We start from the raw sequence: 20,485 nt of genomic DNA on the forward strand, positions 1-20,485 counted from the left end.
CAGCCCAAGGGATGGGGCGGGCGGTTTCCGGCCAAGGTTAGACAAGGCCGTTATAGGGAGAAAGCGCGACTTTGCGGCGACATCTGCCCACATAACGGGCAGATGTCACGCGCTTCGGCAGGAACGTCGCGCCCCGATCAGGCAGATGCGGGCGCGGGTGGCACGCTGACATCGGTCGCGGGGGTTTCGGGCGGCTCGGGCGGCGCGCTCCCCGCGGACTTCTTCTTGCCCTTCATCTTCTCCTCGAACCGCTGCAGCACCGTATAGAAAGACGGCACGAACAGCACCGCGAGGCAGGTGGACGCCAGCATGCCCGAGACCACGGCGATGCCGATGGACTTGCGGGAATTGGCACCGGCGCCGGTGGCGAACACCAGCGGCAGCACGCCCAGGATGAAGGCGAATGACGTCATGAGGATGGGGCGGAACCGGAGGCGCGAGGCCTCCACCGCCGCATCCGCGATCTCCATGCCTTCTGCCCGTTTCTCGCGCGCATACTCCACGATCAGGATGGCGTTCTTGGAGGCAAGGGCGATCAAAAGCACCAGGCCGATCTGGGTGTAGAGGTTGTTGGAGATGCCGAGGCCCACCAGCGCGCCCACCGTGCCGAGCAGCGCCAAAGGCACCGCCAGGATCACCGCCATGGGCTGGATCCAGCTCTCATACTGGCCGGCCAGCACGAAGTAGACCAGCAGGATGGCGAGGCCGAACACGTAGTAGATCTGATTGCCGACCGCCTTCTCCTGGTAGGACATGGCGGTCCACTCGAAGCCCGTGCCCGGCGGCAGGGTCGCGGTGGCGATCTGCTCCATGAGCGAGAGCGCCTGACCCGAGGAGAAGCCCTGGGCGGTGCCGCCCACCACGGTGGAACTGGGATACAGGTTGTAGAGGGAGATGAGCGGCGGGCCCTGCACCATCTTCACGGTGACAAGGGTGCCAAGCGGGATCATCTGCCCCTTCGGCGTACGCACCTTCAGGTTGGCAAGGTCGGTCGGGGTGACGCGATAGCCGGATTCGGCCTGCACATAGACCTGGAACACGTTGCCGAACTTGTTGATCTGGTTGACGTAGGTTGAGCCCAGATAGGACGAGATGGTGTCGAACACCTGCCCCACCGTGACCCCGAGCGTCTCCGCCTTGACCCGGTTGACCTCCACCTCAAGCTGCGGCGCCCCGGCGCGGAACGAGGAGGAGACGTGCGCGAGGGCGGACTGGGCCTGCGCCTTGTCCACCATCGATGTGGTGATCTGCTCCAGCAGCCGGTAGTCGAAATTGCCGTTGCGAAGCTGCGGCTGCATGGTGAAGCCGGCGGCGTTGCCGATGCCCTGGATGGCCGGCGGCACGAGGATCAGCACCTCCGCCTGCACCACGTCCGCCACCGCCTTGTTGAGGTTCTCGTAGAGCGAGAGCAGATCCTGGCCGGTGGTGGCATAGCGCTCCGACCATGGCTTCAGGGTGATGTAGGTCACGCCCGCATTGGACAGCGTGGACGAATTGTCCAGCACCGAGATGCCGGAGATGGCGAGCACGGTCTCGACGCCCGGCACCTTGCCGATGCGATCGCTGACCTCCGCCATCACCTTCTTGGTGCGGTTGAGGTTCGAGGCATCCGGCAGTTGCACGTGGGCGAGGAAGTAGCCCTGGTCCTCGATGGGGAGGAAGGAGGTGGGCACGCGGGTCAGCCCGTAGGCGGCCACGCCCATGAGCCCCAGGGCGATGATCACCATGAGCTTGGAGTGGTGCACCATGCGGGAGATGAGGCCCGCATACCCATGCTCCGCCTTGGCGTAGATCTTGTTGAAGCCGCGAAAGATGAAGTTGCGCTTTTCCGGCGGCACCGGCTTGCGCAGCCACAGGGCGCATTGGGTGGGCTTCAGCGTCGCGGCGTTGATGGCCGAGATGAAGGCCGTGGCGGCGATCACAAGCGCGAACTGCTTGAACATCTGCCCGGTCAGGCCCGGAATGAACGAGGCCGGCAGGAACACGGACATGAGCACCAGCGTGATGCCCACCACCGGGCCGAACAGCTCGTCCATGGCCTTCTCGGCGGCCGGCTGCCCCGCCATGCCCTCCTCGATGTGGCGCGCCACGCCCTCCACGATGACGATGGCGTCGTCCACCACGATGCCGATGGCCAGGATGATGGCGAACAGCGTGGACAGATTGATGGTGAAGCCCATGGCGTCCATGGCCGCGAACGCACCGATGATGGTCACCGGAACGGTGGTGGCCGGCACCAGCGTGGCCCGCCAGTCCTGAAGGAACAGCAGGATCACCACCAGCACCAGGAGCGCCGCCTCGAACAGGGTCTTCCAGACCTCGTCGATGGAGGCGGTCACGAACAGGGTGGTGTTGAAGGGGATGCTGTATTCGAGGCCCTCGGGAAAATCCTTCTTCAGTTCTTCCATCTTCTTGGCCACGCGCGCCGCCACGTCGAGGGCGTTGGCGGCGGGCAGCTGGAAGACGCCGATACCGGCAGCAGGCTTATTATCCTGCATGAAATCCTTGGAATAGCTCTGCGCGCCCAGCTCCACCCGGCCGATATCGCGGATGCGGACGATGCGGCCGCCGTCCGAATTGTCCACCTTGACGATGATGTTCTCGTAATCCTTGGCGTCGTCGAGGCGGCCGGCGATGTTCACCGTATACTGGAAGGAGGCATTGTCCGGCGCCGGCGGAATGCCGAGCTGGCCGGGGGTGACGATCTGGCTCTGCTTCTGGATGGCGTTGGAAATATCCTGGGGCGTCAGGCCGAAGGCCTGCATGCGGTCCGGGTCCATCCAGATGCGCAGGGCATAGGTGCCGGTGCCGAAGATGCCCACATTGGCGACGCCGTCCACACGCTCCAGCTCGTTCTGGATGTTGATGATGGCGTAATTGTTCAGGAACAGCCCGTCATAGCGCCCGTCCGGCGAGATCAGGGTCACGAACTCGAGGATCGAGGTGCCCTTCTGCAGGATGGTGACGCCCTGCGCCTGCACCGCCGTGGGCAGCGAGGCGAGGGCGATGTTGACGCGGTTCTGCACCAGCACCTGCGCCATGTTGGGATCGGCGCCGATTTCGAAGGTGACGATCAGCGTGTAGGTGCCGTCGGAGGCCGACCACGACTGCATGTACAACATGCCCTCGACGCCGTTCACCTGCTGCTCGATGGGCAGGGCGACGGTGTCGATCATGGTCTTGGCGGAGGCGCCGGGATAGGAGGTCGAGACCGACACCGTGGGCGGCACGATGTTCGGATACTGCGACACCGGCAGCCGTGTGAGCGAGACCAGGCCGATCAGCACGAAGACAAGTGCAAGGACGTTCGAGAGGACCGGCCGCTCGATGAAAAAGCGCGATATCATGGGCGCAGCCTCTTGCTTCGAGAGCGGGTCAGTTCTTCGGTGTCGCAGGCGACGGCGCCACGGACGGCGCCACCGAGGGAGCGGCCACGGCCGGGGCATCGGCGGGCGCCACGCCCGCGGGCTTGGCCAGCGGCTTGTCCCCCTGGTCGACGGCGGGCGCCGCGATGCCGGCGATCGTGCCCGCCTCCACCTTCACCTTGGAGCCCGGCACCGCGCGCTGGATGCCATTGATGATGATGCGGTCGCCGGCCTTCAGGCCGGTCTGGATGGCGCGCAGCCCATCGGCCTGGAGCTGGCCGAGGGTCACCTGGGTCTGGGCGACCACATTGTCGGTGTTCACGGTCAGGACATAGGGCCCGAGCTGATTGGCGTTGAGGGCCGCATCGGGCACCAGCACGGTGGTCTGCGCCGCGCCCAGCGGCACCCGCACCCGTGCGAACAGGCCCGGCAGCAGCGCGAAATCGTCGTTCCGGAAAATGCCGCGCACGCTCAGCGTGCCGAGGTTGGGGTCGACCTGTGGCGCCACATAATCGATCTTGCCCTGATGGGGATAGCCGGTCTCGGTCTGGAGGCCGATCTCGATGTCGAGGTCCGGCACGTCGCGGGTGAGGGAGATCAGCGAAAGGCCCCGCCGGGCGAGGTGCTCCTTGATGCGCAGCACCTCCTGCTCGCTCAGGGTGAACCAGACCCAGATGGGGTTGAGCTGGACCACGGTGGCAAGCTTGGTGGGGCCGCTGTAGCCCACCAGAGCGCCCACGTCCTGCAGGTGGGCGGTGACCGCGCCGTCGAAGGGCGCCGTGATCTGGGTATAGCTGAGATTGATCTGGGCCAGCACCAGGGAGGCCTGGGCGTTCGCCACCTCGGCCACCGCCGAATCGCGCTTGGCGCGGGCCTGGTCGAGGGTCGCCTGGGAGGCGAAGTCCTGCTTGGCGAGCTGGGCCTGGCGATTATATTCGGCCTCGGCCTGCACCTGCGAGGCCTGGTTGGCGGCGAGTTGCGCCTTGGCCTGGTCCACCTGGGCCTTGTACTGGTCCTGCTCGATCACGAACAGGACGCTGCCCTTCTTGGCGAGGGCGCCGTCCTTGTAATTGATCTGGGTGAGGAAGCCCTGGACACGGGCTTCCAGGTCCACCGAATTGATGGCGGCGGTGTTGCCGGTCAGCTCGAGGAAGCGGGTGACCGGCTTTTCCAGAACGGGGGCAACGGTGACGGCAGCAGGCGGCGGCGGTACGTAGGTGTTCTTCTCCTCACAGGCCGAGAGCAGAAAAGCCGCGCCAAGCGCCACTATGCCGTGGCGCAGCCCGCCGGACAGCCCGATCCCCCCCACCATACCGCATTCCCCCATATTCGCAGTCGCGCGGATACTAAGCACCGGGTCATGACGTGTCCATGAGAGGAATGGGCCGAACCGCGCCCACGACCTGAAGACGCTCCGGCAGCGCCGCGGCGATCGCCGCTCGCATTGACATTGCCCTGACCCGTTCATAAGTGTCCGCGTGGCACGCTGCCCGATCAACGGAAGCGGGACTTGAGGAACGGGATTGGGCTGCGCGCATTGCCGCTGCGCCCGGCCCCGCCCCTTCGGACTTGCTGACGCCGCATTGAAGGTGTCCAACGGCGCATCATTTACCGGAGGGTCCGGCGGCTCGTCTCCGCCCTCCTTGTGACCTGACGGATCGGAACAGAGACACAACTCATGTTAGGTGGACTTGCCCGCAAGCTCTTCGGCTCCGCGAACGATCGCCGGGTGAAGGGATACCGTCCCCGCGTTCAGGCCATCAATGCGCTGGAACAGGAGCTGGAAGCCCTCTCCGACGAGGCGCTCCGGGCGCGCACCGTTGATTTCCGCCGCCAGCTGGCCGAGGGCAAGACCCTCGACGACCTGCTGGTGCCCGCCTTCGCCACCGTGCGCGAAGGCGCCAAGCGCGCGCTTGGCATGCGCCCGTTCGATGTGCAGCTCATCGGCGGCATGGTGCTGCACGAAGGCGGCATCGCCGAGATGAAGACCGGCGAAGGCAAGACCCTCGTCGCCACCCTTCCGGTCTATCTCAACGCCCTCGCCGGCAAGGGCGTGCATGTGGTGACGGTGAATGACTACCTCGCCAAGCGCGATGCCGAATGGATGGGGCGGCTCTACCGCTTCCTCGGCCTCTCCACCGGTATCATCGTCCATGGCCTGGACGACGACGAGCGGCGCGTGGCCTATGCCAGCGACGTCACCTACGCCACCAACAACGAGCTGGGCTTCGACTATCTGCGCGACAACATGAAGTACGAACGCGGCCAGATGGTCCAGCGCTCGCACTTCTACGCCATCGTGGACGAGGTGGATTCCATCCTCATCGACGAGGCGCGCACGCCCCTCATCATCTCCGGTCCGCTCGACGACCGCTCCGACTTCTACAACACCATCGACATCTACATCCCGCGCCTCGCCAAGGAAGACTACGAGGTGGACGAGAAGCAGCGCTCCGTCTCCATGACCGAAGCCGGCATGGAGAAGATGGAGCAGATGCTCAGCGCCGCCGGGGTGCTGAAGTCGGACTCCCTCTACGACATCGAGAATGTCTCGGTGGTCCACCATGTGAACCAGGCCCTGCGCGCCCACACCCTGTTCCAGCGCGACAAGGACTACATCGTCCGCAACGACGAAGTGGTGATCATCGACGAGTTCACCGGCCGCATGATGCCGGGCCGGCGCTATTCCGAAGGCCTGCACCAGGCACTGGAGGCCAAGGAGCACGTCCAGGTCCAGCCCGAGAACCAGACGCTGGCCTCCATCACCTTCCAGAATTATTTCCGCCTCTACGAGAAGCTGTCCGGCATGACCGGCACCGCCAACACCGAGGCGGCGGAATTTGCCGACATCTACAAGCTCGAGGTGGTGGAGATTCCCACCAACGTGCAGATTTCCCGCATCGACGACGATGACGAGGTCTACCGCAGCGCCGGCGAGAAGTACGCGGCCATCATCGAGCTGATCAAGGAGTGCGCGGAGCGCAGCCAGCCGGTGCTGGTGGGCACCACCTCCATCGAGAAGTCGGAGCTTCTGGCCGAGCTGCTGAAGCAGGCCGGCTTCCGGCAGAAGGACTTTTCCGACCCGACCGCCTTCAGCGGCCGCGAACTTCTCATCAACGACCGCTCCGGCAAGTCGTTCGCGGTGCTGAACGCGCGGTACCATGAGCAGGAGGCCTATATCGTCTCCCAGGCGGGCGTGCCGGGAGCGATCACCATCGCCACCAACATGGCCGGCCGCGGTACCGACATCAAACTCGGCGGCTCGGCCGACATGCGCATCGAGATCGAGCTGAAGGACCTGCCGGACGGCGCCGAGCGCGCCGCGGCGGAATCCAAGATCCGCGCCGAGGTGGAAGAGCTGAAGCAGAAGGCGCTGGAGGCCGGCGGCCTCTACGTGCTCGGCACCGAGCGCCATGAAAGCCGGCGCATCGACAACCAGCTGCGCGGCCGCTCCGGCCGCCAGGGCGACCCCGGCCATTCCAGGTTCTTCCTGTCGCTGGACGACGACCTCATGCGCATCTTCGGGTCGGACCGGCTCGACGGCATGCTGCAGCGCCTCGGTCTCAAGGAGGGTGAGGCCATCATCCATCCGTGGATCAACAAGGCCCTGGAGAAGGCGCAGCAGAAGGTCGAGGCGCGCAACTACGACATGCGCAAGAACGTCCTCAAGTATGACGACGTGCTCAACGACCAGCGCAAGGTGGTGTTCGAGCAGCGCGTGGAGCTGATGAACGACGAGGACGTGGCCGAGACGGTGGAGGACATGCGCCATGCTCTCATCACCGAGACCGTGGCCAAGTTCATCCCCGAGAACGCCTATCCCGAGCAGTGGGACGTGGACGGCCTCGACGCCGCGCTGAAGGAACTCCTCGCCCTCGACCTTCCGGTGAAGGACTGGGCCACGGAAGAGGGCATCGCCGGCCCCGAGGTCACCGAGCGCATCATCCGCCGCGCCGACGAGCTGATGGCCGCCAAGACCGCCCAATACGGGCCGGACATCATGCGCTATGTGGAGAAGTCCATCCTTCTCCAGACTCTTGACCACCTCTGGCGCGAGCATATCGGCATGCTGGACCACCTGCGGCAGGTGGTTGGCCTGCGCGGCTATGCCCAGCGCGATCCGCTCAACGAATACAAGTCGGAAGCCTTCAACCTGTTCTCCGCGCTGCTGAACCGGCTGCGGGAGGTGGTCACCGCCCAGCTCATGCGGGTGGAGATCGTGACTCAGCAGCCCATGCCGGAAGAGCTTCCGCCGATGGAGGCCCACCACGCCGACCCCTTCACCGGGGAAGACGAGATGACGTTCTCCGGCGCGGCACTGGGCAGCCGGCCGGAACCGCTCCTGTCCGGCGACCTTGCCGTGGCCGAGCGCGATCCCAACGATCCCGAGAGCTGGGGCAAGGTGGGCCGCAACGAGGCTTGTCCCTGCGGCTCCGGCAAGAAATACAAGCACTGCCACGGCCGCTTCGGCTGATGGTTCGTCTGCGGCGCCGCCCAGCGTGCCGGCGCCGCGGTGCGTGCTCCAGCTCTAAGATGCGAGAACGCGTTATCCGATCGGATTGATTCAATCTGATCGGCGCGTGCTCTAGCCCGCCGGTATCATCGCAAGATAGCGCGTGGCCGCATCGGCCGGGACCGCGCCGCGGGCGGCCAGATGGTCCACGCAATTGAGCGCCAGGTCGTATGAGCGGTAGATGTGGTGGGCGACGAGGGCCAGCTGCTTCAGCTGCTCGGCGCTCATGGCGTCAGGCGCCATGAAATTCCGCACATAGACTGCATCCGCCTCGACGATCTGGTTGATGGCCGCAAACCGGTCCGGCCGTTGCAGCGGCAGGATCATGCGCCGGCTCATGGCTGCCAGCATGTGCGGGACGAAGCCCCGCGCCCTCAGGGCGAGGTCGACTGCTCCGAAGGCGGGCTGGCCCTTGTAGAGCGGGATCAAGGAGACCTCCGCCTGCACGCACACCGCCTGGTCGAGCAGCGCCCCGGCGGTTTCGATCACGGCGAGCTCACCGCCCTGGAGATCCATCTTCAGGAAATCGAGGTCGGCAATCTCCGCCACCGCGGCCAGGGGACGCGTCTCCAACGCCACCCGGCTGATGACCAGCCCCCAGTCCGCCAAGCCGGGAAAAGCGGCGAGAGCGCGCGGGTCCGGCTCGTAGAGGCTGGTCATGCCCTGGGACTGGCAGACATGGAGCACCTGCCATCCACCGGCGCCGATGGCATAGGGCAGATAGGTCTCGAGCGCGCCCTTCGCCGCGTTGAGCCGGGCAAGGGCGTCCGGCTGCGGCTCGAAGCCGACCACGTGGCATAGCCCCTGTTCAAGCATGACCTTGTAGGGCGGTTCGCCGTCGATGGGGTTTGCCCCCACATCCACCACGGCGGTCAGCCGCTCGGGCACCAGCAAAGCGCGCAACTGGCAAATGTATGGATTGGTCAAGGCGGCCTCCGTCGAAAACCGACGCGGGCGCGCCGGCCGTCCTATGGGGAAAAACGGCTCGTAGGCATGCTGGACGCTGCGCCGGGAAGCGTGCCGGACGGCGTTATGCTGGTAGCGGAGGCAAGTGTTGCCGGCTTGCGTGCCACCGCGGCGGACGTGTCCGAACGGACCGGTACCGCCGCCTCGGACGGCTGGGTGGCGGGCCGGACCGGCGGCACGGGGGCACCCGTGGTCTGGGTCGGGGCCGTGGTGGCAGAAGGCACGGCGCCGGCCGCAGCAGCGGCGGGCACCGCCAGATCGCTGTCGAGGGCCACCTTTTCAGGCGTCATCTTGGGCGGGTTGACATGCTCGGGCAGCGTACCGGGCGCCTCGGCGAACGACATCTGCCCGCTCTCGCGTTCCTTGAGCTTGGCGAGAAACACCGGGTGCATGCCGCCGTCCGCATTGGTGCGCACAGGGGCGAGCGGCGCCGACGGCGCGAGCGCCGCCACCTGGGCCTCGTCGCTGCGCTGCTTCTCGGCCACGGCAGACGCAACCTGGGGCGGAACCTGATAGGGCGGGCAGGACGCATTGGCATCGAAGCTGCGGCCGGGCACGGCCTCGGCGTCGAACACATAGGCGCGCCCGCAGACATTCACCTTCGGCTCCTGCTTGGTCACCTCGAAGTGGTCGTAGCCCTGCTTCAGGTTGCGCCAGAAGGCCATGTTCGGGTTGTTGCGGTGGCGGGCGATGTTCTTCGGCGTCATGCGGAAGGGATAGGCCTGCACCTGGAACGCGCGCTGGCCGCCGGCAAAGCTCTCCCGCGCCAGTGAGAAAATCTCGGAAATCTGCTCGTCCGTCATGGCGTAGCAGCCGGCCGACGAGCAGTCGCCGTGCACCATCAGGAACTCGCCCGTCCGCCCGTAGGAGCGGTCAAAGGCGTTGGGGAAGCCGAGATTGAACGACAGGTAGTAATTGGAATTCGGGTTCATCTGCCCGGGCGTGATGGTGTAGAAGCCCTCCGGCGCCTGCCGGTCGCCCACGCGCACCTTGGGTCCAAGTTCGCCCGACCAGCGGCAGATGGGGTAGGTCTTCAGCAGGGCATAGGAGCCGTCGGAGGTGGCCTTCCACACTTCGAGCTCGGCTTCCTGCTTGAAGATGCGCACCAGCATCGGGCTCGCCGGCGACATGTCCTTCTTCGCGATCAGGGATACCATTTCCGGCGTGAGTGGCTTGTTGGCCTTGCGCGCCGCTTCGTCGGTCTGGTTGCAGGCGGCGAGCGCGAGCGCTGCAGTGGCGGCCAGGGCCACCATGCGGATGCGGGACGACAACGCCGTCCACGGACGGTTCGACGCGAAACGGTTCACCGCGCAACTCCTGGGTCCGTACCGGTCACATGGACCGACAGGGTTAGCCCCTCCACCTTGACGATGCGTTAGCACCCTCGCGATCCCTGCGGGGCGATGCCGCCGCCGCCTGGACAGACCTAGAGAAAATAAGGCAAATACGGCCAAGATGAGATGCGGGCCGGCATTGGCCACCGGCCGTGTGTTCATGGTTAAAGCGATCGGCCGATTGCGAGAAATTTGTCACGCCGCGCCTTGCGCACGGCGGGGGCATCGAGGCCGGCGAGCTGCGACAGCGCTTCGGCGATGGCATCCCCGGCCGCGCCGATGGTGGCCTCCGGATCGCGATGGGCGCCGCCGGGCGGTTCCTTCACGATGGAATCGATGATGCCGAACTTCAGCAGGTCCTGCGCCGTGATCTTCATGTTGGTAGCGGCATCCTGCGCCTTCGCGGTGTCGCGCCACAGGATGGAGGCCGCGCCTTCCGGCGAGATTACGCTGTAGATGGCGTGCTCCATCATCAGCACCCTGTTGGCGGTGGCGATGGCGATGGCCCCGCCCGAACCGCCCTCGCCGATGATCAGCGCCACATTGGGCGCGCCCAGCGCAAGACAGGCATCGGTGGAGCGGGCGATGGCCTCGGCCTGCCCGCGCTCCTCGGCGCCGATGCCGGGGTAGGCACCGGCGGTGTCCACCAGCGAGATCAGCGGGATGGCGAAGCGGTCGGCCAGTTCCATGATGCGCGCCGCCTTGCGGTAGCCCTCGGGGCGCGCCATGCCGAAATTGTGCCGGATGCGGGTTTCCGTGGTGGAGCCCTTCTCGTGACCCAGCACGCACACCGCCTCGCCACGGAAACGGGCAAAGCCACCGATGATGGCCTCGTCCTCGCCAAACTTGCGATCGCCGGCGAGCGGCGTGAAATCCTCGAACAGGCCCTTGGCGAAATCGGCGAAATGGGGCCGCTGCGGATGCCGCGCGACCAGCGTCTTCTGCCAGGGGGTGAGGGTGGCGTAGAGGGCCAGGAGCGCCTCGCGGGCCTTGGTTTCGAGCCGCTGCACCTCGTCGGTGATGGCGACGCCATCGCCGGCGGAAGCGAGCGCACGCAGCTCTTCCACCTTGGCCTCGAGTTCGGCGACCGGCTTCTCGAAGTCCAGATAGCTGCGCATGAGGGTCCGTAATGGTTCGAGGAGGCCCCTTGCCGGTGCCGCCCACGGGGCCGGAAGCTGCCCGCGCCGGGTCGGCAAGTCAAGGGCGCCAAGTCAGGGGCGCCAACTCAAGGCCGGCAACTCAAGGCTGTCGCGTCGAGCGCGGCGCGCAAGCCGGGCGCGCCTGGGTCGTCACTGCTGGAGCGGAGGCTCCGGGGTCGCGGCGGTCAGCCCCTGCCCCGGCAAGACCGCTTTAAAACGTGACCCCTCCTAAACGTGAAGGCCATGCCGCCCCTTTCGCAGCGGGCGCTGCAACGCAAGGGGCGACAAGAGCGTTGGTCTCCAATCATGGTCACATCATGGAGGCAGCCATGGCCGCCCACAAACGCACCCTTCCAAGGCAGAGCGCGCCCAAGGCCGCAAAGCCCGGCCGCGCGCCGGTTTCCCGCGGTCCCGCCCCTGCGGCGCCACCACCGGACTACGACTTTCCCGCCGCCGGTCCCCACGCCCGGCCTCACCTGATGGATCCCGAGCGCACCCCCGGCGCCGGCGCCCTTTCGGAGCCGGGCCGATCGCGGGACGGGGACGCGACGGGCTGACGCAGGTCCGGCGGGAAACCTCCATCCGGGCCGCGGCGACGGCTTGCGGCCTTGTTCAGAACCGCCTCGGGGGGCTATTGCTGACGCGCAAACCCCCGGGGACCTTTCCTGCGATGCGCGCGCTGCTCGACGTCATCCTTCTCGTTCTTCAGCTTTATGTCTGGCTGCTCATCGCCTCAGCGGTGCTGTCCTGGCTGGTGGCGTTCAACGTGGTGAACGCCCACAATTCGTTCGTCCGCGGCCTGGGCGAGTTCCTGTACCGGATCACCGAGCCGGTACTCGCGCCCATCCGCTCCGTCCTGCCCAACCTCGGCGGCCTCGACCTGTCGCCCATGGTGCTGATCCTGATCATTTTCTTCATCGAGCGGGTCATCGCCTACTACATCTACCCCATCGCGTTCTGACGGGCGGGCCGGCCCTCTTGTCGTTCCTGAAGCTCCTGCCCGATGGCCTGGAGGTGAGCGTGCGCGCCACCCCGCGTGGCGGCCGCGATGCCCTCGACGGCGTCGCGGAACTGTCCGATGGCCGCGCTGTCCTTAAGATAAGGGTCAAGGTCGCGCCGGAGGACGGCGCGGCGACGGCGGCCGTCACCCGTGTGCTGGCGCAGGCGGCGGGGGTCGCCGCATCCCAGGTCAGGCTCACCTCCGGCGCCACAGCCCGGGTGAAGACGTTCCGTATTGCCGGCAACGCGGCCGAGCTGGCCGCCACCCTCACCGCGGCCGCGGTGGTGCCCACAGGCAAGGCGCGGAAATAGGCCCGCAGGTTCAGCGCTCGGACCATCGGCCGTCGGCCCAAGCCCGCACGGCGCCTCAGCAGGTTCCGCCGGGCGCCGGCCGAGGGATTGGGCCCTCGCAATCGCGAGGCCGACTGGAACGCCCGCGTTCGCCGTTGCCGCTCCGCCTCCGCACCCACTCAAGCACCGAAACGCCTTGTGCAGCGAAACGCCTTGTGCACCGGCGGAGCCCGACACCTGCGGCCCATCGGCCACGTCACGCTGTGTCCAGGCGATGGGGACCATCCCCTCGACGGGCCGCCCTGCCACGGCGGGGGCGACAACAAAAAAGGCGCCGCGCGATTCGCGCGGCGCCTTCGAGCGTCAGGGACGCGGGATCAGATCACTTCAGGGCGTTCAGCGACGTCGCGAACGACAGGGTCGCGAGGAACTTGTTGCCGCAGGAGTTGATGTTGCTGATCATGAAGCCGCAATCGGCATCGCTGAGATCGGTGCCGGAATAGCGCAGGTCGAGGGTTGCGGCCTTGTAGGTGAAGGCGACGCCCACGTTCCACCAGTTGTAGCCCGGGATGGTCTGGATGTAGCTCAGGTCGGTGAAGAGGTAGCTGACCTCATAATTGTAGACGCTGGTGGACAGCCACTGATGGCCGAATTCGCCAGACGCATACCAGCCGAACGCTTCGCCGGGACCGAACGCGGGGAGCGGAACCTTCACGGTGCCCGAGAGGGCGGTGCCATCCGTGCCGGTGGAGGCGAAGTCGCTGGTCCAGTAGAGGTTCAGGCCGACGGTCAGCCAGGGCGCGACGGTGTAGGTCGGCTTGGCATAGATTTCCCAGTAGTTGAAATCGCTGGAGCCGGGCCCGGTGTTCAGGCCGGTGTACGGGTCAGTGCTGGAGCCGCTGCCGGGATAGGTGTAGTAGACCGCGCCCACGTCGAGGGCGAAGTTGCCCCAAGTGTGGCGCAGGCCGCCCGAGAAGTCGACTTCCAGCGAGCTGTTGCCGTCGGTGTAGCCAAGGCCGTCGATGGTGGTGTTCACCCAATTCTGGTTGGACGCCCACACATTGAAATACACCCAATCGAACAGCTGCAGTTCGACGAAGCCCTGGATGGCGGGGTTGTTGTTGGTCTGGCTGATACCGCGGAAGAGATAGTCCGACGTACCGGTGACGCCGAAGGCGATATCCCACAGGGGAGCCACGGGAGCCGGAACAGCCTTCGCCGGCATCGGCGAGCTGAGGTCGGCCGCGGATGCGGCTCCGGCCAGGAGCAGAGAGGCGGCAACGACTGCAAACTTCTTCATAACGGTACCCCGCAGCGATTTAGACTGATAAAAATCAGGTCTCCGCCTCATGTCCAATGGGAAAATTCAGGCAGCAGTTGCTACCCAATTGGGCAAACCCGCATGGATGCTGGATTTCTGTGTTGCGAAGATGCAACGCACTCTGTCGAAACGGTGACAGCACCGGTTCCTGACACGAAAAACATATGACGGTGGAGGAGTTTGGAGACCCGTGTAGAGGTAATTTAATACGCGCATCCGGGGTCGGTGACGCGTCCACGCCACAGCGACTCGCTGCAGGCGGGCATCTCATGCCATCGGCCTGTCGTCCTCGACCGAGGCCGATGCCAGGCCTGAGCCATGCCGAAGTCCGACGGGCGAAATGAGGTCTGCCGGTATCAGGGCCGGTTCATGAGCAGTGGGCGGCCGCGCTCCGGGGTCCGTGCCCAGCCGCCGTCTTCCTGCCGTGCGAAGCGGATCACGGCGGTGTCGGTGTCGCCCCGCACCAGGATATTGCCGCCCTCGATGTCCCACGCCACGGGGCCGAAGCGCAGCAGGGCGGCATCGCAGCCCGACGCGATGGCGAGCGCCTTGCCGTTGCCGTTGGTCGCGGGCTGGTCCAGCAGGGTCCAGCGGCACACCGGCGTGCCCGCCTGCCGGGCGAGGTCCCACTCGCCCACGACCTCTTCCACCTTGATCCCGGTGTCTTCGTCGGCCGCCGCCGGATTGGCGAGGAAATACACCCCATCGCCTTCCCGGAGCGCCTCATAGCTGCCGTTGGTGGCTTCGGTGAACTCGGCCACGGTACGGCCCTGAACATTCAGCAGCCGCAGGGAGCCGGAGGGGTCGGGCAGCCAGGCCACCACCTGCGCGGAAAAGCCGATGATGGCGCAGGCCTGCCGGTCGAACTCCACCGCAAGCCCCGGTCCGGCCGGCTCCGCCTTCAGCGCAAAGGAGCAGGACCGCGCGCCGTCGGCGTTGGTCAGCCGGAACGGCGCAGCCAGCCGCGCGCCGGCTTCCCGCACGGCGGGATCGAGCCGCGGGGGTGCCGGCGGACGCGGCGCCGCGGTGGGCGCCGTGGGGCCGGACGGCGCATCGCCCCGCTGCGCCAGCCGGGCACCCGCCAAGGCCCCCGCCGGAAGCGGGCCGGCCAGAAGCGGACCGGTCGGGACCAGGCCCATGGTCGCGTCGGCGCGCACCTGCGTGGCGCTAATCTGCGTGGCGCTAATCTGCGTCGCGCTAATCTGCGTGGCGCCCATCTGCGCGCCGAGCACCAGCACCGCCGCCAGACCCATATGCCGTGGAGCCATCCTGCCCTCGAAGCCGAACACGGGCTCGAACGTTACCACCTTCCGGGTGCCGGTTCACCCCCGGCTTCATTCCCGGCGCGGTCGTGCGTCGTGGTCGCGCGTCGTGGTCGTGCGGCGTGGTCGTGCGTCGTGGCCGCTCGATTGTGGTCCGGTGAACCGTGCCGCTGAAAGGCCAAACGCCGTCCCGCGCCAGGACGGACGGCCGAAACGCACTTCACGCTTTCGGCCAGGGGGTCTCTGCCACCGGGGTCAGCGGATCCTTGCCGTCCAGGACGGCAAGGATGTTGTCCACCACCAGCTGGCCCATGGCGGCGCGGGTATGGTGCGTCGACGAGCCCACGTGCGGCAGCAGCACCGCGTTGTCGAGGCCGAAGAAGGCCTCCGGCACATGGGGCTCCTGCGCGAACACATCGAGGCCGGCGGCCAGGAGGGTGCCGGATTGCAGCGCGGCGAGAAGCGCCGCCTCGTCCACCACGGTGCCGCGGGCGACGTTGATGAGGATGCCGTCCGGCCCCAGCGCGGCGAGCACGGCCGCATCCACCAGATGGCGGGTGGCGGCCCCGCCGGGCACGATGACCACCAGCACGCTCACGTCCCGAGCCATGTCGAGCAGGCTCGCGTAATAGGGCCGGTCCACATCCGGCTGCTGGCGCCGGCTGTGATAGACCACCGGCACCCCAAAAGCGTCCAGCCGCCGGGCGATGGCCTTGCCGATGCGGCCCATGCCAAGGATACCCACGGTGCGCCCGCGCAAGGTCGGCCCAAGGGGATAGGCCCCCTTCAGCCAGCGGCCGTCGCGCACGAAGCGGTCGGCCTGCGGAATCTGCCGCACCGTGGCGAGCAGCAGGCCGAGGGTGAGATCGGCCACCTCCTCGTTCAGCACATCCGGCGTGTTGGTGACGATCACGCCGCGCCGGGCGGCGGCGACGGCATCCACCGTATCGTAGCCGACGCCGAAATTGCCCACGATCTTGAGATTGGGCAGGCGCGCCATCAGCGCCTCGTCCACCCGCCCCTTGCCGCGCGTGGCAATGGCGCGCACCGCGCCGGCCGTCGCGTCGGACAGGGCCTCCAGGGGTAGAAGGTCGAAGCGGGCGGAGAGCTGGCGCTCCACCACCTCTTCCATCACGGGGCCGGTCAGGAGGACGGCGGGGCGGGCTTGATCGGGCATGGCAGGCTCTCTGTTCCCACTGGCAAATCCGGCCCGGGACCAAAGCCCGGGGCCTCAGGAAACGCGCGCAAGGTATCCCGGCGCCAGCCGGGAGCAATCCCTGTTTAGCCCCATCCCACGGGGGTGTTCAATGAAAGTTCAATCGTTTTAAATTCCCTCTTGATCCCGGCTTCGCCTTTCACCATGATCGCGCCGCGCCACGATAGGGGCGTAAGGTTCCCCAAGGGACCCAAGAAACAGAATGAAGATCACGCGCGCCGTTGAAGCGGACCGATATCCGCCCGACGCGCTGACGAACACGAGGGAGAGGACGCTGCATGGCGACCGTGGACATTCGCGGTGTGAAGAAGGCCTATGGCGCGACGGCGGTCATCCATGGGGTGGATGTCAGCATTCGCGACGGCGAATTCGTGGTGCTCGTGGGGCCTTCCGGCTGCGGGAAGTCCACCCTCCTGCGGATGATCGCGGGACTCGAGAACATCACCGGCGGCCAGATCCTCATCGGCAACCGCGTCATCAACGAAATGCCGCCGAAGGAACGGGACATCGCAATGGTGTTCCAGAACTACGCGCTCTATCCCCACATGACCGTGGGGGCCAACATGGGCTTCTCCCTCAAGCTGCGCAAAGCGCCCCAGGCGGAGATCGATTCGCGGGTCCAGCGCGCGGCGGAAATCCTCAACCTGACCAAGCTGCTCGACCGCTACCCCCGCCAGCTCTCCGGCGGCCAGCGCCAGCGCGTCGCCATGGGCCGCGCCATCGTGCGCGATCCGCAGGTGTTCCTGTTCGACGAGCCGCTCTCCAACCTCGACGCCCAGCTGCGCGTGCAGATGCGCACCGAGATCAAGGAGCTGCACCAGCGGCTGAAGACCACCACGGTCTACGTCACCCACGACCAGATCGAGGCCATGACCATGGCCGACAAGATCGTGGTGATGCATGACGGCATCGTGGAGCAGATCGGCGCCCCGCTCGACCTCTACGACAAGCCCGCCAACCAGTTCGTGGCCGGCTTCATCGGCTCGCCCTCCATGAACTTCGTCAAGGGCAAGGTGCGCCTCGGCGCCGACCCGCGGCTGGTGACGGACAGCGGCATCGAGATGCCCCTGCCCGCCGCGCCCGGCCTGACCGACGGCCAGGGCGTGGTCTACGGCCTGCGGCCCGAGCATATCCGGCTCGATCCCCAGGGCGTGCCGGCGACGGTAGTGGTGACCGAGCCCACCGGCTCGGAAATCCTCGTGGTCGCCCGCCTCGGCGAGGCCGGCCAGCGCGGACAGGAAATCACCTGCCTGTTCCGCGAACGCCTGTCCTTCGCCCCCGGCGAAGTGATCCACATCGCGCCGCAACCCGGCCTCACACATCTTTTTGACGAGGCCACGGGCCAGCGCCTCTGACACACTCCAGAGTGCAGGACAGACGGCCCGGCGACGCCAATTCACAACGCCAGGGCCGCATCAGAACAGCCGCACGCCAAAACAAACGGATCTTCACGGGAGGAAGACACATGACCCTTTCCAGACGCGACGTGCTCATGGGCGGTGCCGGTCTCGCTGCCGGCAGCATGGCCCTGCCCTTTCTGGGCGGCACGCAGGCCTTCGGCCAGTCCATGCCCAAGTTCGAGCCGGAACCCGGCGCCTCCCTGCGCCTGCTGCGCTGGGCGCCCTTCGTGAAGGGCGAGGAAGACGCCTGGATCGCCAACACCAAGAAGTTCACCGAAGCCACCGGCATCGAGGTGCGCATCGACAAGGAGAGCTGGGAGGACATCCGTCCGAAAGCCGCCGTGGCCGCGAACGTGGGCTCCGGCCCCGACATGGTCTGGGTCTGGTTCGACGACGCCCAGCAATATCCCGACAAGCTCCTCGACGTGACCGACCTGGCCCAGGGCCTTGCCGCGAAGTACGGCGGCTATTATCCGGGCAACGAGGTCTATGCCCAGGTCAACAAGCGCTTCGTCGCCCTGCCGCTGGCCACCATCGGCAACGCGGTGGTCTATCGCGACAGCTGGGTGAAGCAGGCGGGCTTCAGCGAATTCCCGAAGGATACCAAGGGCCTGCTGGAGCTGGGCAAGGCCCTCAAGGCCATCAACCACCCCATGGGCTTCACGCTGGGCCACGGGGTCGGCGACGGCAACAATTACTGCCACTGGATCCTGTGGAGCCATGGCGGCAAGATGGTCAATGAGGCCGGCAAGGTGGTGCTCAACTCGCCGGAGACCGTGGCCGGCCTGCGCTACGCCGCAGAGCTGTACAAGACCTTCATTCCCGGCACCGAAAGCTGGCTCGACGTGAACAACAACCGCGCCTTCATCGCCGGCGACCTCGGGGTGACGGCGAACGGCGTGTCGGTCTATTACGCGGCGGCCAACGATCCCAAGCTCGCCGACATGGCGGCGGACATGCGGTCCACCAACTTCCCCATCGGGCCGGTGGGCAAATCGGTGGAACTGCACCAGACCACGCAGGCCTGCATCTTCAAGTACACCAAATATCCCAAGGCGGCGCAGGCCTACTTGTCCTTCATGTTCGACGCGCCGCAGTACAACGCCTGGCTCACCGGCGCGAGCGCCTATTGCTGCCAGACGCTGAAGTCCTTCGCCAGCAACCCGGTGTGGACCTCCAAGCCCATCCACGCCGCCTATTCCAGGGCCTCCGACACCCTGCAGCCCAACGGCTATGCCGGTCCGCTCGGGCCGAAGTCGGCGGCGGCCATGGCGGACTGGATCGTGGTGGACATGGTGGCGGAAGCCTCCACCGGCCAGCGCACCCCGGAAGAAGCCGCCAAGCGCGCCCAGCAGCGCGCGGAGCGCATCTACCGCTGATGTGAGGGGCCATTCGCCTCGGCGGCCTGCGTCTTCCGCCCGAAGCCGGATCTTTCCGGCTTCGGTTCCCCGGGAGCAAACGCGGCAAGGCGGGAGCGGGCGTCCCGTTTCGCCCCCTCCCACCCCTCCCCCGCAAGCGGGAGAGGGCTTTCCCCGAAACGCTGAGGCGGCTGGCCAAAAGCCGCGCCGCTGTCCCCCTTCCCGCGAAGGGGAGCGGCCAGAAGCAAAGACCATCCGGAGATCCCTTCCATGGCCAACGTCACTGCGACCGAGCCGTCCCCATCGCGGTCCTTCTGGGCCGGCATCGGCCAGGGCCGGCATGTGATCGGCGTCCTCTTCATGCTGCCGGCCGCCGTGTTCCTGCTGTTCTTCCTCACCTATCCGCTGGGGCTCGGCGTCTGGCTCGGCTTCACCGACACGCGGATCGGCAGCGCCGGCGTCTTCATCGGCCTGGAGAACTACACGTCGCTCATGGGCGACAGCCTGTTCTGGCTGGTGGTGTTCAACACCATTCTCTACACGGTGGCGGCCTCGATCCTGAAGTTCGCGCTCGGCCTCTGGCTGGCGCTGCTGTTGAACGAGAACATGCCGTTCAAGGCCTTCTTCCGCGCCGTGGTGCTGCTGCCGTGGGTGGTGCCCACCGTGCTCTCGGCCATCGCCTTCTGGTGGATCTTCGACAGCCAGTACTCGATCATCTCCTGGGCGCTCATCAAGATGGGGCTGATCTCCACACCCATCAACTTCCTCGGCGACGTGGGCAACGCCCGCGCCTCGGTGATCGCCGCCAACGTGTGGCGCGGCATCCCCTTCGTCGCCATCTCGCTGCTCGCCGGCCTGCAGACCATCTCGCCCTCGCTCCACGAGGCGGCGACGCTGGATGGCGCCACCAACTGGCAGCGCTTCCGCTACATCACGCTGCCCATGCTCTCGCCGATCATCGCGGTGGTGATGACCTTCTCGGTGCTGTTCACCTTCACCGACTTCCAGCTGATCTACGTGCTGACCCGCGGCGGGCCGCTGAACTCCACCCATCTGATGGCGACCCTCTCCTTCCAGCGCGCCATTCCCGGCGGCTCGCTGGGCGAGGGCGCGGCCATCGCGGTGGCGATGATCCCGTTCCTGCTGGGCGCCATCCTGTTCAGCTATTTCGGCCTGCAACGCCGCAAGTGGCAGCAGGGCGGAGCCGACTGATGGCGACGCCCGCATCCCCCGCGCTCACCCGCGGCCATGACGGCAGCTTGGATGCCGCCCGCCTTCACGACGCCCGGCTGGCCCGTCCCGCCGCCGCCCGCGCTTCGAG

General features: G+C 66.7%; 16 protein-coding genes. 8 read left to right on the forward strand and 8 right to left on the reverse strand.

Annotated elements, in window-relative coordinates:
- Positions 1–137: 137 nt before the first annotated feature.
- A complete protein-coding gene (locus V5F48_RS20425; protein ID WP_394260155.1) occupies positions 138–3,347 on the reverse strand; it encodes an efflux RND transporter permease subunit in 3,210 nt (1,069 codons plus the stop codon).
- 28 nt (positions 3,348–3,375) lie between these two features.
- Positions 3,376–4,677 carry an efflux RND transporter periplasmic adaptor subunit gene (locus V5F48_RS20430; RefSeq protein ID WP_394260156.1) on the reverse strand — a complete coding sequence of 434 codons (1,302 nt, stop codon included), beginning with the start codon at positions 4,675–4,677 and terminating at the stop codon, positions 3,376–3,378.
- A 366-nt stretch (positions 4,678–5,043) separates the two neighbouring features.
- Between V5F48_RS20430 and secA the strand changes: the two genes are divergently transcribed.
- Positions 5,044–7,839, forward strand: a complete 2,796-nt coding sequence (gene secA, locus V5F48_RS20435; RefSeq protein WP_394260157.1) for a preprotein translocase subunit SecA — start codon at positions 5,044–5,046, stop codon at positions 7,837–7,839.
- A gap of 111 nt (positions 7,840–7,950) precedes the next feature.
- Here the strand turns inward: secA and V5F48_RS20440 are convergent, their stop codons facing one another.
- The 3 genes from V5F48_RS20440 to V5F48_RS20450 all read right to left on the reverse strand — a co-directional run bounded on the left by V5F48_RS20440 (position 7,951) and on the right by V5F48_RS20450 (position 11,296).
- Positions 7,951–8,805: an FkbM family methyltransferase gene (locus V5F48_RS20440; RefSeq protein WP_394260158.1), complete on the reverse strand. Its 855-nt coding sequence runs from the start codon at positions 8,803–8,805 to the stop codon at positions 7,951–7,953.
- A 41-nt stretch (positions 8,806–8,846) separates the two neighbouring features.
- Complete coding sequence (locus tag V5F48_RS20445; RefSeq protein WP_463596235.1) at positions 8,847–10,097, reverse strand: L,D-transpeptidase family protein; 1,251 nt, start codon at positions 10,095–10,097, stop codon at positions 8,847–8,849.
- Between the two features lie 245 nt (positions 10,098–10,342).
- A complete protein-coding gene (locus V5F48_RS20450) occupies positions 10,343–11,296 on the reverse strand; it encodes an acetyl-CoA carboxylase carboxyltransferase subunit alpha (RefSeq protein ID WP_394109733.1) in 954 nt (317 codons plus the stop codon).
- 350 nt (positions 11,297–11,646) lie between these two features.
- Between V5F48_RS20450 and V5F48_RS20455 the strand changes: the two genes are divergently transcribed.
- The 3 genes from V5F48_RS20455 (at position 11,647) to V5F48_RS20465 (ending at position 12,628) form a co-directional block, all read left to right on the forward strand.
- Positions 11,647–11,874 (forward strand): hypothetical protein, encoded by a 228-nt coding sequence (locus V5F48_RS20455; RefSeq protein WP_394260160.1) that lies wholly within the window; start codon positions 11,647–11,649, stop codon positions 11,872–11,874.
- Between the two features lie 113 nt (positions 11,875–11,987).
- Entirely contained in the window at positions 11,988–12,278 is a 291-nt protein-coding gene (locus V5F48_RS20460; RefSeq protein ID WP_282639054.1) for a YggT family protein, read from the forward strand.
- Between the two features lie 17 nt (positions 12,279–12,295).
- Positions 12,296–12,628 carry a DUF167 family protein gene (locus V5F48_RS20465; RefSeq protein ID WP_394109730.1) on the forward strand — a complete coding sequence of 111 codons (333 nt, stop codon included), beginning with the start codon at positions 12,296–12,298 and terminating at the stop codon, positions 12,626–12,628.
- 361 nt (positions 12,629–12,989) lie between these two features.
- On the opposite strand, the gene V5F48_RS20470 is transcribed toward V5F48_RS20465, so the two are convergent.
- Both V5F48_RS20470 and V5F48_RS20475 read right to left on the reverse strand, forming a co-directional pair.
- On the reverse strand, positions 12,990–13,907 hold the full coding sequence (locus V5F48_RS20470; protein WP_394109729.1) for a TorF family putative porin: 918 nt from the start codon (positions 13,905–13,907) through the stop codon (positions 12,990–12,992).
- A 377-nt stretch (positions 13,908–14,284) separates the two neighbouring features.
- Entirely contained in the window at positions 14,285–15,196 is a 912-nt protein-coding gene (locus V5F48_RS20475; protein ID WP_394260161.1) for a protease inhibitor Inh/omp19 family protein, read from the reverse strand.
- On the opposite strand from V5F48_RS20475, the gene V5F48_RS20480 reads away from it, so the two are divergent.
- The gene (locus tag V5F48_RS20480; RefSeq protein ID WP_394260184.1) at positions 15,101–15,364 is read left to right on the forward strand and encodes a hypothetical protein; all 264 of its coding nucleotides are present in this window, start codon (positions 15,101–15,103) and stop codon (positions 15,362–15,364) included. The genes V5F48_RS20475 and V5F48_RS20480 overlap by 96 nt on opposite strands.
- Positions 15,365–15,410: 46 nt before the next feature.
- On the opposite strand, the gene V5F48_RS20485 is transcribed toward V5F48_RS20480, so the two are convergent.
- Positions 15,411–16,367 carry a 2-hydroxyacid dehydrogenase gene (locus V5F48_RS20485; protein ID WP_394260162.1) on the reverse strand — a complete coding sequence of 319 codons (957 nt, stop codon included), beginning with the start codon at positions 16,365–16,367 and terminating at the stop codon, positions 15,411–15,413.
- Positions 16,368–16,684: 317 nt separating this feature from the next.
- On the opposite strand from V5F48_RS20485, the gene V5F48_RS20490 reads away from it, so the two are divergent.
- The 3 genes from V5F48_RS20490 to V5F48_RS20500 all read left to right on the forward strand — a co-directional run bounded on the left by V5F48_RS20490 (position 16,685) and on the right by V5F48_RS20500 (position 20,376).
- A complete protein-coding gene (locus V5F48_RS20490) occupies positions 16,685–17,761 on the forward strand; it encodes an ABC transporter ATP-binding protein (RefSeq protein ID WP_394109726.1) in 1,077 nt (358 codons plus the stop codon).
- 110 nt (positions 17,762–17,871) lie between these two features.
- Positions 17,872–19,185, forward strand: coding sequence for an ABC transporter substrate-binding protein (locus V5F48_RS20495; protein ID WP_394260163.1), 1,314 nt, complete (start codon positions 17,872–17,874; stop codon positions 19,183–19,185).
- A 339-nt stretch (positions 19,186–19,524) separates the two neighbouring features.
- The gene (locus V5F48_RS20500; RefSeq protein WP_394109741.1) at positions 19,525–20,376 is read left to right on the forward strand and encodes a carbohydrate ABC transporter permease; all 852 of its coding nucleotides are present in this window, start codon (positions 19,525–19,527) and stop codon (positions 20,374–20,376) included.
- Positions 20,377–20,485 lie beyond the last annotated feature (109 nt).

The sequence above is a fragment of the Xanthobacter autotrophicus ATCC 700552 genome (assembly GCF_043194565.1).
Taxonomy (GTDB): domain Bacteria; phylum Pseudomonadota; class Alphaproteobacteria; order Rhizobiales; family Xanthobacteraceae; genus Xanthobacter; species Xanthobacter autotrophicus_F.